The sequence below is a fragment of the Enterobacter sichuanensis genome (assembly GCF_009036245.1).
GTDB classification, from domain to species: domain Bacteria; phylum Pseudomonadota; class Gammaproteobacteria; order Enterobacterales; family Enterobacteriaceae; genus Enterobacter; species Enterobacter sichuanensis.
On record NZ_CP027986.1, the window covers coordinates 3,089,392 to 3,102,391 of the forward strand.

Below are 13,000 nucleotides of genomic sequence, written 5' to 3' on the forward strand. Positions count from 1 at the left end.
TAGTATCATTCCCCGAAGTATTCAGGATGAGAACGTATAACGATGAAAGGCAGTAACAAATCCCGCTGGGCAATCGCCGCTGGCATCATTGTGGTGGTCCTTGCCGCCGCCTGGTACTGGCACAGTCAATCCGCGAACTCCGCCGCGCCCGCCGGTGCCACCAGCCAGCCACAGCGCCCGGCTGGCGGAGGACGTCACGGTATGCGTGGCGGCGCGCTGGCACCGGTCCAGGCGGCCACGGCGGTGAATAAAGCCGTTCCTCGTTATCTCACGGGACTCGGGACCATTACCGCCGCCAACACCGTGACGGTGCGCAGCCGCGTAGACGGCCAGCTGATGGCCATTCACTTCCAGGAAGGCCAGCAGGTCAAAGCCGGCGATCTGCTGGCGGAAATCGACCCGAGCCAGTTTAAGGTCGCCCTCGCCCAGGCGCAGGGGCAGCTCGCGAAAGACAAAGCCACGCTCGCCAACGCCCGGCGCGATTTAGCGCGCTACCAGCAGCTGGTGAAAACCAATCTGGTCTCCCGTCAGGAGCTGGACACGCAGCAGTCGCTGGTCAGCGAAACGCAGGGCACCATCAAGGCTGACGAAGCCGCGGTAGCCAGCGCCCAGCTGCAGCTGGACTGGAGCCGCATCACCGCGCCGATTGGCGGCCGCGTCGGCCTGAAGCAGGTGGATATCGGCAATCAGATCTCAAGCGGGGATACCACCGGCATTGTGGTGATCACCCAAACCCACCCGATTGATTTAGTCTTTACCCTGCCGGAAAGTGATATTGCTACGGTGGTGCAGGCGCAAAAAGCCGGCAAAGGGCTGGTGGTTGAAGCCTGGGACCGCACCAATAAGCAGAAACTGAGCGAAGGGTCCCTGCTCAGTCTGGATAACCAGATCGACACCACCACCGGCACCATCAAGCTGAAGGCGCGCTTTAATAACCAGGACGATGCCCTCTTCCCGAACCAGTTCGTCAATGCACGCATGCTGGTGGCGACCGAAGAGAACGCGGTGGTGATCCCCACCGCTGCGCTGCAGATGGGTAACGAAGGCAACTTCGTCTGGGTGCTCAACAGCGACAATAAAGTCAGCAAACATCTGGTGAAAACCGGGATTCAGGACAGCCAGACGGTGGTGATCAGCGCAGGCCTTTCCGCAGGTGACCGCGTGGTCACCGACGGCATTGACCGTCTGACCGAAGGCGCCAAAGTGGAAGTGGTGGAACCGGCGAAACAGGGAGCGACCTCCTGATGCAGGTGATGCCGCCAGGCTCCACAGGTGGGCCGTCACGCCTGTTTATCCTCCGCCCTGTCGCCACCACGCTGCTGATGGTGGCGATCCTGCTCGCCGGGATTATCGGCTATCGCTTTCTGCCCGTCTCGGCGCTGCCCGAGGTGGACTATCCTACCATTCAGGTGGTGACACTTTATCCCGGCGCCAGCCCGGACGTGGTGACCTCCGCCATCACCGCCCCGCTGGAGCGCCAGTTCGGCCAGATGTCGGGATTAAAGCAGATGTCCTCCCAGAGTTCCGGGGGGGCATCCGTCGTGACGCTGCAGTTCCAGCTTACGCTGTCGCTGGATGTCGCCGAGCAGGAGGTTCAGGCCGCGATTAACGCCGCCACCAACCTGCTGCCGTCGGACCTGCCTAACCCGCCGGTCTACAGCAAAGTGAACCCGGCGGATCCGCCGATCATGACCCTTGCCGTCACCTCCTCCGCCCTGCCGATGACCCAGGTCGAAGACATGGTCGAAACCCGCGTGGCGCAGAAAATTTCTCAGGTCTCCGGCGTCGGGCTCGTCACGCTGGCGGGGGGACAACGCCCGGCGGTGCGCGTTAAGCTGAACGCGCAGGCGATTGCCGCGCTGGGGCTGACCAGCGAAACCATCCGCAGCGCCATCAGCAATGCCAACGTCAACTCGGCGAAAGGCTCGCTGGACGGCCCAACCCGCGCCGTGACGCTCTCTGCCAACGACCAGATGCAGTCCGCCGATGAATACCGTCAGCTGATCATCGCGTACCAGAACGGCGCCCCGGTGCGTCTGGGCGATGTGGCGACCGTGGAACAAGGCGCGGAGAACAGCTGGCTGGGGGCGTGGGCCAACAAACAGCAGGCGATTGTGATGAACGTGCAGCGCCAGCCTGGGGCGAACATCATCGAAACTGCCGACAGCATCCGCGCGATGCTGCCGCAGCTGATTGAAAGCCTGCCGAAATCGGTCAGCGTGAAGGTGCTTTCCGACCGCACCACCAACATTCGCGCCTCGGTCACCGACACCCAGTTCGAACTGATGCTGGCGATTGCGCTGGTGGTGATGATTATCTATCTGTTCCTGCGTAACGTTCCGGCGACAATCATTCCCGCCGTCGCCGTTCCGCTCTCGCTGGTCGGGACCTTTGCGGTGATGGTGTTCCTTGATTTCTCGATCAACAACCTGACGCTAATGGCGCTGACCATCGCCACCGGGTTCGTGGTGGACGATGCCATCGTCGTTATCGAGAACATCTCGCGCTATATCGAAAAAGGTGAAAAACCGCTGGCCGCCGCGCTGAAAGGCGCAGGCGAGATCGGTTTTACCATTATCTCGCTCACCTTCTCGCTGATTGCGGTGCTGATCCCGCTGCTGTTTATGGGCGATATCGTCGGGCGTCTGTTCCGCGAGTTTGCCGTGACGCTGGCGGTCGCCATTTTGATCTCCGCCGTGGTGTCACTGACCCTGACGCCGATGATGTGCGCCCGCATGCTGAGCCACGCGTCACTGCGCAAGCAAAACCGTTTCTCCCGCGCCTCCGAGCGCATGTTCGAGCGGATTATTGCCGCCTATGGTCGCGTGCTGGCAAAAGTCCTCAACCATCCGTGGGCCACGCTCGGCGTGGCGCTGGGAACCCTGGCGCTCAGCGTGATGCTGTGGATTTTCATTCCGAAAGGCTTCTTCCCGATCCAGGACAACGGCATTATTCAGGGCACGCTGCAGGCCCCGCAGTCGGTCTCCTTCGCCAACATGGCCCAGCGCCAGCAGCAGGTGTCTGACATCATCATGAAGGATACGGCCGTGGAAAGCCTGACCGCCTACGTGGGTGTGGATGGCACCAATCCGTCGCTGAACAGCGCGCGCCTGCAGATCAACCTCAAGCCGCTGGATGAGCGTGACGATCGCGTCAACGCCGTCATTGAACGGCTGCAAAACGCCGTCGCCCGCGTGCCGGGCGTGGAGCTTTACCTGCAGCCGATTCAGGATTTGACCATCGATACCCAGGTCAGCCGCACGCAGTACCAGTTCACGCTGCAGGCCACCTCACTGGACGCGCTCAGCACCTGGGTGCCGCAGCTGGTGGATAAGCTTAACACCCTGCCGCAGCTCTCCGACGTCAGTAGCGACTGGCAGGACAAAGGGCTGGCGGCGTATGTAAACGTCAACCGCGACGCCGCCAGCCGTCTGGGCATCACCATGGCGGATGTGGATAACGCCCTGTATAACGCGTTCGGGCAGCGTCTGATCTCCACCATCTACACCCAGGCGAACCAGTATCGCGTGGTGCTGGAGCACAACACGGAAAACACGCCGGGCCTGGCAGGGCTGGACTCGGTGCGCCTGACCAGCAAAGACGGCGGGATTGTGCCGCTGAGCGCGATTGCGACGGTGGAAGAGCGCTACACCCCGCTGTCGGTTAACCATCTGGATCAGTTTCCGTCCACCACCATCTCCTTCAACGTGCCGGACAATTATTCACTCGGCGAAGCGGTGGAGGCCATTCAGGCGGCGGAAAAAGCGGTAAGCTTCCCGGCTGATATTCAGACCCAGTTCCAGGGCAGCACGCTGGCGTTCCAGGCCGCGCTGGGTAACACCATCTGGCTGATCGTCGCCGCCGTGGTGGCGATGTATATCGTGCTCGGCGTGCTATACGAAAGCTTTATTCACCCAATCACCATCCTCTCCACCCTGCCGACGGCGGGCGTGGGGGCGCTGCTGGCCTTAATGCTGGCGGGGAGCGAGCTGGACGTGATTGCCATCATCGGCATCATCCTGCTTATCGGGATCGTAAAGAAAAACGCCATCATGATGATCGACTTCGCCCTGGCCGCCGAGCGCGAGCAGGGCATGTCGCCGCGTGATGCCATCTTCCAGGCCTGCCTGCTGCGTTTTCGCCCGATCCTGATGACCACGCTGGCGGCCCTGCTGGGGGCGCTGCCGCTGATGCTCAGCACCGGCGTCGGCGCGGAGCTGCGTCGTCCGCTGGGCATTGGCATGGTCGGCGGTCTGCTGGTGAGCCAGGTGCTGACGCTGTTCACCACGCCGGTGATTTATCTGCTGTTTGACCGCCTGGCGCTGTGGACCAAAAGCCGCTTCCCGAAACGTGAAGAGGAGGCATAAGTGAAGTTTTTCGCCCTCTTCATTTATCGCCCGGTGGCGACGATATTAATCTCGCTCGCCATTACGCTGTGCGGCGTGCTGGGCTTCCGGCTGCTGCCGGTAGCGCCACTGCCGCAGGTGGATTTCCCGGTGATCATGGTCAGCGCCTCGCTGCCGGGTGCGTCACCGGAAACCATGGCCTCGTCCGTTGCCACGCCGCTGGAGCGCTCGCTCGGGCGGATCGCGGGGGTCAACGAGATGACCTCCAGCAGCTCGCTCGGCAGTACGCGCATCATTCTGGAGTTCAGCTTCGACCGGGATATCAACGGCGCGGCGCGCGACGTGCAGGCCGCCATTAACGCCGCGCAAAGCCTGCTGCCAAGCGGGATGCCGAGCCGTCCAACCTACCGGAAAGCCAACCCGTCCGACGCGCCAATCATGATCCTGACGCTGACCTCGGACACCTACTCGCAGGGCCAGCTGTACGACTTTGCGTCTACCCAGCTGGCGCAGACAATTTCACAAATTAACGGTGTCGGTGACGTGAGCGTCGGCGGCAGCTCCCTGCCCGCGGTGCGCGTGGGGTTAAACCCGCAGGCGCTGTTTAACCAGGGCGTGTCGCTGGACGATGTGCGCTCCGCCATCAGCAACGCCAACGTGCGCAAACCGCAGGGGGCGATTGAGGACGGAAGCCACCGCTGGCAGATCCACACCAACGACGAGCTGAAAACCGCGGCGGAGTATCAGCCGCTGATTATTCACTACAACAACGGCGCGGCGGTGCGCTTAAGCGACGTCGCCAGCGTCACCGACTCGGTGCAGGACGTGCGCAACGCCGGGATGACCAACGCCAAACCGGCGATTTTGCTGATGATCCGCAAGCTGCCGGAAGCCAACATCATTGAAACGGTGAACAGCATTCGCGCCCGCCTCCCGGAGCTACAGCAGACCATCCCGGCGGCTATCGATCTGCAAATTGCCCAGGATCGTTCCCCGACCATTCGCGCCTCGCTGGAAGAGGTGGAGCAAACGCTGGTGATCTCCGTCGCGCTGGTGATCCTGGTGGTATTCCTGTTCCTGCGCTCCGGCCGGGCGACGCTGATTCCGGCGGTGGCCGTGCCGGTATCGCTGATCGGCACCTTTGCCGCCATGTATCTGTGCGGCTTTAGCCTCAACAACCTGTCGCTGATGGCCCTGACGATTGCCACGGGCTTTGTGGTGGATGACGCCATTGTGGTGCTGGAAAATATTTCCCGCCACCTGGAGGCCGGCGTGAAGCCGCTGCAGGCCGCGCTGCAGGGGACGCGCGAGGTGGGCTTTACGGTGCTCTCCATGAGCCTGTCGCTGGTGGCGGTGTTCCTGCCGCTGCTGCTGATGGGCGGACTGCCGGGCAGGCTGCTGCGCGAGTTTGCCGTCACCCTCTCCGTCGCCATCGGTATTTCACTGATTATCTCCTTAACGCTCACGCCGATGATGTGCGGCTGGATGCTTAAGCGCAGTAAGCCGCACTCACAGCCGCGCCGCAAAGGCTTTGGCCGCGTTCTGCTGGCGATGCAGGAGGGCTACGGAAAATCGCTGAAGTGGGTGCTGAACCATACCCGGCTTGTCGGTCTGGTGCTGATCGGCACCATCGTGCTCAACGTCTGGCTGTATATCTCCATCCCGAAAACCTTTTTCCCGGAGCAGGATACCGGCGTGCTGATGGGCGGTATTCAGGCGGATCAGAGCATTTCGTTCCAGGCAATGCGCGGCAAGCTGCAGGACTTTATGAAGATCATTCGGGAAGATAAAGCCGTGGATAACGTCACCGGCTTTACCGGCGGGTCGCGCGTGAACAGCGGGATGATGTTTATTACCCTTAAGCCGCGCGGCGAGCGCAACGAAACCGCCCAGCAGGTGATTGACCGCCTGCGGGTGAAGCTCGCCAAAGAGCCTGGCGCCAACCTGTTTTTGATGGCCGTTCAGGACATCCGCGTCGGCGGACGACAGGCGAACGCCAGCTACCAGTACACGTTGCTTTCTGACGACCTGGCCGCCCTGCGCGAGTGGGAGCCGAAGATCCGCAAGGCGCTGGCCGCCCTGCCCCAACTGGCGGACGTAAACTCCGATCAGCAGGACAACGGCGCCGAGATGGCCCTGACCTATGACCGCGAAACCATGTCGCGTCTGGGCATTAACGTTGAAGCCGCCAACAGCCTGCTGAACAACGCCTTCGGCCAGCGCGAGATTTCCACCATCTACCAGCCAATGAACCAGTACAAGGTGGTGATGGAGGTTGACCCGCGTTACACCCAGGACATCAGCGCCCTGGACAAAATGTTCGTCATCAACAACGACGGCAAGGCGATCCCGCTCTCGTACTTTGCCAGCTGGCAGCCCGCCAACGCGCCGCTATCGGTGAACCATCAGGGGCTGTCGGCAGCGTCGACCATCTCCTTTAACCTGCCCGCCGGTTCGTCGCTTTCGGAGGCCAGCGACGGGATCAACCGGGCGATGACGCAGCTTGGCGTACCGTCCACCGTGCGCGGCAGCTTTGCCGGCACCGCGCAGGTGTTCCAGGAGACGATGAACTCGCAGGTGATTTTGATTCTGGCCGCCATCGCCACGGTCTACATTGTGCTGGGCGTTCTGTATGAGAGCTACGTGCACCCGCTGACCATCCTCTCGACGCTGCCGTCGGCGGGCGTGGGGGCACTGCTGGCGCTGGAGCTGTTCGATGCGCCGTTCAGCCTCATCGCGCTTATCGGGATCATGCTGTTAATCGGTATTGTGAAGAAAAACGCCATCATGATGGTCGACTTCGCCCTGGACGCCCAGCGCAACGGCAACCTGTCGCCGGAAGAGGCCATCTTCCAGGCCTGCCTGCTGCGTTTTCGTCCGATCATGATGACCACCCTGGCGGCGCTGTTTGGCGCGCTGCCGCTGGTGATTTCCGGGGGCGACGGCTCGGAGCTGCGCCAGCCGCTGGGGATCACCATTGTCGGCGGGCTGGTGATGAGCCAGTTGCTGACGCTCTACACCACGCCGGTGGTCTATCTTTTCTTTGACCGCCTGCGGCTGCGCGTTGCACGTAAAAACAGAACCACGGTGACCGGGTAAATGACTGAGCTTCCCAGCAGCGTTCGCTGGCAATTATGGATTGTCGCCTTCGGCTTTTTTATGCAGTCGCTGGATACGACCATCGTTAACACCGCCCTCCCCTCGATGGCGAAAAGCCTGGGGGAGAGCCCGCTGCATATGCATATGGTGATTGTCTCCTACGTGCTGACGGTGGCCGTGATGCTGCCTGCCAGCGGCTGGCTGGCCGACAAAGTCGGCGTGCGGAACATCTTTTTCACCGCCATCGTGCTGTTTACCACCGGCTCGCTGTTTTGCGCCCAGGCCAATACCCTCAACCAGCTGGTGATGGCGCGCGTGCTGCAGGGTATCGGTGGGGCGATGATGGTCCCCGTCGGGCGGTTAACGGTGATGAAGATTGTTCCGCGCGAACAGTACATGGCGGCGATGACTTTTGTCACCCTGCCCGGCCAGGTGGGGCCGCTGCTGGGCCCGGCGCTGGGTGGCGTGCTGGTGGAGTACGCCTCCTGGCACTGGATTTTCTTAATCAACCTGCCGGTGGGCATCATCGGCGCGATTGCCACCCTGGCGCTGATGCCAAACTATAAAATGCAGACACGGCGCTTTGATTTCTTTGGCTTTATCCTGCTTGCCGCAGGCATGGCAACGCTCACCCTCGCCCTCGACGGGCAAAAAGGGCTGGGAATTTCGTCCCTGACGCTGGGTATCCTGGTCGCCCTCGGCCTCACCGCTGTTTTGGGGTACCTCTGGCACGCCAGAGGAAACGACAAGGCGCTGTTCAGCCTGACGCTGTTTAAAAACTCCACCTACCGTCTTGGCCTGTTCGGCAGCTTTGCCGGACGCGTCGGCAGCGGCATGCTGCCCTTTATGACGCCCGTTTTTCTGCAAATCGGCATGGGCTTTTCACCGTTTCACGCGGGCCTGATGATGATCCCGATGGTGCTCGGCAGCATGGGGATGAAGCGCATCGTGGTGCAGGTCGTCAACCGCTTTGGATATCGTCACGTGCTGGTGGCCGCCACGCTTGGCCTGGCGCTGGTCAGCCTGCTGTTTATGGCCGTGGCGCTGATGGGCTGGTACTACGTCCTGCCGCTGGTGCTGTTCTGCCAGGGGGTGATCAACTCCATGCGCTTTTCGTCGATGAATACCCTGACGTTGAAAGACCTGCCGGATGAGCTGGCGAGCAGCGGCAACAGCCTGTTGTCGATGATCATGCAGCTCTCCATGAGCGTCGGCGTGACTATCGCCGGTCTGCTGCTCGGCATGTACGGTCAGCACCACCTCAGCGTCGACACGCCGGTGGCGCATCAGGTCTTTTTATATACGTATCTCAGCATGGCGGTCATTATCGCCCTGCCCGCATTCATCTTCGCCCGAGTGCCGGATGATACCCGCAAGAACGTCGTGATTGGTCGCGGCAAAAGGAGTGGCTCATGAAATTCTGGCGTCCGGGGATTACCGGTAAGCTCTTTCTGGCGATTTTTGCCACCTGTATCGTTCTGCTGATTACCATGCACTGGGCGGTGCGGATCAGCTTCGAGCGCGGGTTTATTGATTACATCAAGCATGGCAATGAACAGCGTTTACAGGGCTTAAGCGATGCGCTGAGTGAACAGTACGCCCAGCACGGCAACTGGCGTTTTCTGCGCAATAACGACCGCTTTATTTTCCAGATCCTGCGTTCGCTGGAGCACGACACCGGTGACGACCGCCCGGGGCCGGGCATGCCGCCGCACGGCTGGCGTACCCAGTTCTGGGTGATCGACCAGGAGATGCGCCCTCTGGTTGGCCCGCGCGCGCCGATACCGCCGGACGGCACCCGCCGGGCGATTAAAGTGAATAACGCCACCGTCGGCTGGGTGATCGCCTCGCCGGTGGAGCGCCTGACGCGCAACACCGACATCAACTTTGACCGCCAGCAGCGCCGGACAAGCTGGCTGATTGTCGCCCTCTCCACCCTGCTCGCCGCGCTCGCCACCTTCCCGCTGGCGCGGGGTCTGCTCGCGCCGGTAAAACGGCTGGTGGAAGGTACGCACAAGCTGGCGGCCGGGGATTTCACTACCCGCGTCGACACCCGCAGCCAGGACGAACTGGGCAAGCTGGCGCAGGACTTTAACCAGCTCGCCAGCACCCTGGAAAAAAACCAGCAGATGCGCCGCGATTTTATGGCCGATATCTCCCACGAGCTGCGCACACCGCTGGCGGTGCTGCGCGGCGAGCTGGAGGCCATTCAGGACGGCGTGCGCCAGTTTACGCCTGAATCGGTGGCCTCCCTGCAGGCGGAAGTGGGCACGCTCACCAAACTGGTGGATGACCTCCACCAGCTCTCCATGTCCGATGAAGGGGCGCTGGCTTACCAGAAGGCACCCGTCGACGTGATCAACGTGCTTGAAGTCGCCAGCGGCGCGTTCCGGGAACGGTTTGCCAGCCGCAACCTGAAGATTGATCTCTCCCTGCCGGACAGCGCGGTAGTGTTTGGCGACAAAGATCGCCTGATGCAGCTGTTCAACAACCTGCTGGAAAACAGCCTGCGCTATACCGACAGCGGCGGCGGGCTGCATATCTCCGGCAAACAGGAAAACGGACGCTTTGCTCTCACGTTCGCCGATTCCGCCCCCGGCGTGCAGGATGCGCAGCTGGAAAAACTGTTTGAGCGTTTTTATCGCACCGAAGGGTCCCGTAACCGCGCCAGCGGCGGCTCCGGGCTGGGGCTGGCGATTTGCGTTAACATCGTCGAGGCGCATAATGGGACGATCCGCGCCGCCCATTCGCCTTTTGGCGGGGTTAGCATTACAGTAGAGTTACCGCTGGAACGGGAGTTATCGAGAGAAGTATGACCGAGTTACCCATTGACGAAAACACACCGCGCATTTTGATCGTTGAAGACGAGCCCAAGCTCGGGCAGTTGCTGATCGACTATTTACGTGCGGCCAGCTACGCCCCGTCGCTGATTAGCCACGGCGACCAGGTGCTGCCGTACGTGCGCCAGACGCCGCCGGACCTGATCCTGCTGGATCTGATGCTGCCCGGTACCGATGGCCTGACCCTGTGCCGGGAAATTCGTCGCTTCTCCGACGTGCCGATCGTGATGGTAACCGCCAAAATTGAAGAGATCGACCGCCTGCTGGGGCTCGAAATTGGCGCGGACGATTACATTTGCAAACCTTACAGCCCGCGTGAAGTGGTCGCCCGCGTGAAAACCATTCTGCGCCGCTGTAAACCGCAGCGCGAGCTTCAGGTGCTGGACGCGCAAAGCCCGCTGATTGTGGATGAAAGCCGCTTCCAGGCGAGCTGGCGCAGCAAGCTGCTGGACCTCACGCCCGCCGAGTTCCGCCTGCTGAAAACCCTCTCCCACGAGCCGGGGAAAGTCTTCTCCCGCGAGCAGTTGCTGAACCGCCTGTATGACGATTACCGCGTCGTGACCGACCGCACCATCGACAGCCACATCAAAAACCTGCGCCGCAAGCTGGAGGCGCTGGACGCTGAACAGTCATTTATTCGTGCAGTGTATGGCGTGGGGTATCGCTGGGAAGCGGATGCGTGCCGGATAGTGTGACGTTTCACCTCTGAAACCCGCCGTCTGGCGGGTTTTTTCTTTTCTGGAATCCATCCAGGAATCAACCATACTCTTTTTACCGGTTCGCTTACTTATAACTGGTGCTGATAATTTTTACTTTCGCTCAAGGAGTTCCTATGTCTGGTTGGTTCGAATTAAGTAAAAGCAGTGATGGTCAGTTCAGGTTTGTGCTGAAAGCTGGAAACGGGGAGATAATCCTGACCAGCGAGCTTTACACCAGTAAAAGTGCCGCCGAAAACGGCATTGCTTCCGTACGCACGAACAGCCCTCAGGACGAGCGTTACGAAAAGAAAACAGCCTCGAACGGTAAGTTCCATTTCAATCTCAGGGCGGGTAATCACCAGGTGATTGGCAGCAGCCAGCTTTATGCGACGGAACAATCGCGTGATAAGGGTATCGCCTCCGTCAAAACGAACGGGTCATCCCAGACGGTAAAAGACAATACCTGACAGCAGGACGCGCGCCGGGAGAACGGTGACGCGACCCGGCGCTTTACCTCCCTGCCCCGCAGCGCTACAATGCCCGCCCTTAAAGTGGGGGATCTCCCCTTACCGCTGCACCGTGTGCACGCGGATCTGACCTGTCATCAGAACGAGAACAAACATGTTTAAACCGGAACTCCTTTCCCCGGCGGGAACGCTGCAAAATATGCGTTACGCTTTCGCCTATGGTGCCGACGCTGTCTACGCGGGCCAGCCGCGCTACTCGCTGCGCGTACGTAACAATGAATTCAACCACGAGAACCTGCAGCTCGGCATCAATGAAGCGCATGCCCTGGGCAAAAAATTCTACGTGGTGGTCAACATCGCGCCGCACAACGCCAAGCTCAAGACCTTCATCCGCGACCTGAAGCCGGTGGTGGAGATGGGGCCGGACGCGCTGATCATGTCGGATCCGGGTTTAATCATGCTGGTTCGGGAGAACTTCCCGGAGATGGATATTCACCTCTCCGTACAGGCTAACGCCGTAAACTGGGCGACGGTGAAATTCTGGAAGCAGATGGGGCTGACCCGCGTCATTCTCTCCCGCGAGCTCTCCCTGGAAGAGATCGAAGAGATCCGCACCCAGGTGCCGGATATGGAAATCGAAATCTTCGTTCACGGCGCGCTGTGCATGGCCTACTCCGGCCGCTGTCTGCTCTCCGGCTATATCAACAAGCGCGACCCGAACCAGGGGACCTGCACCAACGCCTGCCGCTGGGAATATAACGTCCAGGAAGGCAAAGAGGACGACATCGGCAATATCGTCCACAAGCATGAGCCGATCCCGGTGACTAACGTTGAGCCTACGCTGGGCATCGGCGCGCCCACCGACAGCGTATTTATGATTGAAGAAGCCAAACGTCCGGGCGAGTACATGACCGCCTTTGAAGACGAGCACGGCACTTACATCATGAACTCAAAAGATCTGCGCGCTGTCGCTCACGTCGAGCGGTTGACCCAGATGGGGGTGCACTCCCTGAAAATCGAAGGCCGCACCAAATCCTATTACTACTGCGCGCGCACCGCGCAGGTGTACCGCAAAGCCATCGACGATGCCGCCGCCGGTAAACCGTTCGATACCAGCCTGCTGGAGACCCTGGAAGGCCTGGCGCATCGCGGCTATACCGAAGGCTTCCTGCGCCGTCATACCCACGACGACTACCAGAACTACGAGCACGGCTACTCCGTATCCGAGCGCCAGCAGTTTGTCGGTGACTTCACCGGCGAGCGCAAAGGCGCGCTGGCGGCCGTGGCGGTGAAAAACAAGTTCACCAAAGGCGACAGCCTGGAGCTGATGACCCCGCAGGGCAACATGAACTTCACGCTGGAGCATCTGGAAAACGGTAAAGGCGAAGCGATTGACGTGGCGCCGGGGGACGGTCATACCGTCTGGCTGCCGGTGCCGGAAGAGGTGGAGCTGAAATTTGCGCTGCTGATGCGTAATTTCAACGGTGAAAGCACCCGAAACCCACACGGCAAATAGTTAATCGAGGAAATTTTTTCGCACTGGGATAATT

Annotated in this window: 8 protein-coding genes; all 8 read left to right on the top strand. The window is 60.7% G+C overall.

Annotated elements, in window-relative coordinates; all coding sequences use genetic code 11:
* Positions 1-42: 42 nt before the first annotated feature.
* The 8 genes from C1N69_RS14940 (at position 43) to trhP (ending at position 12,966) form a co-directional block, all read left to right on the top strand.
* Positions 43-1,245, top strand: coding sequence for an MdtA/MuxA family multidrug efflux RND transporter periplasmic adaptor subunit (locus C1N69_RS14940; protein WP_155031465.1), 1,203 nt, complete (start codon positions 43-45; stop codon positions 1,243-1,245).
* The gene (locus tag C1N69_RS14945; RefSeq protein WP_155031466.1) at positions 1,245-4,367 is read left to right on the top strand and encodes an MdtB/MuxB family multidrug efflux RND transporter permease subunit; all 3,123 of its coding nucleotides are present in this window, start codon (positions 1,245-1,247) and stop codon (positions 4,365-4,367) included. Before C1N69_RS14940 ends, C1N69_RS14945 begins: the two co-directional genes overlap by 1 nt.
* Entirely contained in the window at positions 4,368-7,445 is a 3,078-nt protein-coding gene (mdtC, locus tag C1N69_RS14950; RefSeq protein WP_155031467.1) for a multidrug efflux RND transporter permease subunit MdtC, read from the top strand. It abuts the gene before it with no gap.
* Complete coding sequence (gene mdtD, locus C1N69_RS14955) at positions 7,446-8,861, top strand: MFS transporter (protein WP_155031468.1); 1,416 nt, start codon at positions 7,446-7,448, stop codon at positions 8,859-8,861.
* Positions 8,858-10,261: an envelope stress sensor histidine kinase BaeS gene (baeS, locus tag C1N69_RS14960; protein ID WP_025758708.1), complete on the top strand. Its 1,404-nt coding sequence runs from the start codon at positions 8,858-8,860 to the stop codon at positions 10,259-10,261. Before mdtD ends, baeS begins: the two co-directional genes overlap by 4 nt.
* The gene (gene baeR / locus C1N69_RS14965) at positions 10,258-10,980 is read left to right on the top strand and encodes an envelope stress response regulator BaeR (protein ID WP_025758707.1); all 723 of its coding nucleotides are present in this window, start codon (positions 10,258-10,260) and stop codon (positions 10,978-10,980) included. Before baeS ends, baeR begins: the two co-directional genes overlap by 4 nt.
* 137 nt (positions 10,981-11,117) lie before the next feature.
* Positions 11,118-11,450, top strand: a complete 333-nt coding sequence (locus tag C1N69_RS14970; RefSeq protein WP_025758706.1) for a YegP family protein — start codon at positions 11,118-11,120, stop codon at positions 11,448-11,450.
* A 154-nt stretch (positions 11,451-11,604) separates the two neighbouring features.
* Positions 11,605-12,966: a prephenate-dependent tRNA uridine(34) hydroxylase TrhP gene (gene trhP / locus C1N69_RS14975; RefSeq protein WP_025758705.1), complete on the top strand. Its 1,362-nt coding sequence runs from the start codon at positions 11,605-11,607 to the stop codon at positions 12,964-12,966.
* Positions 12,967-13,000 lie beyond the last annotated feature (34 nt).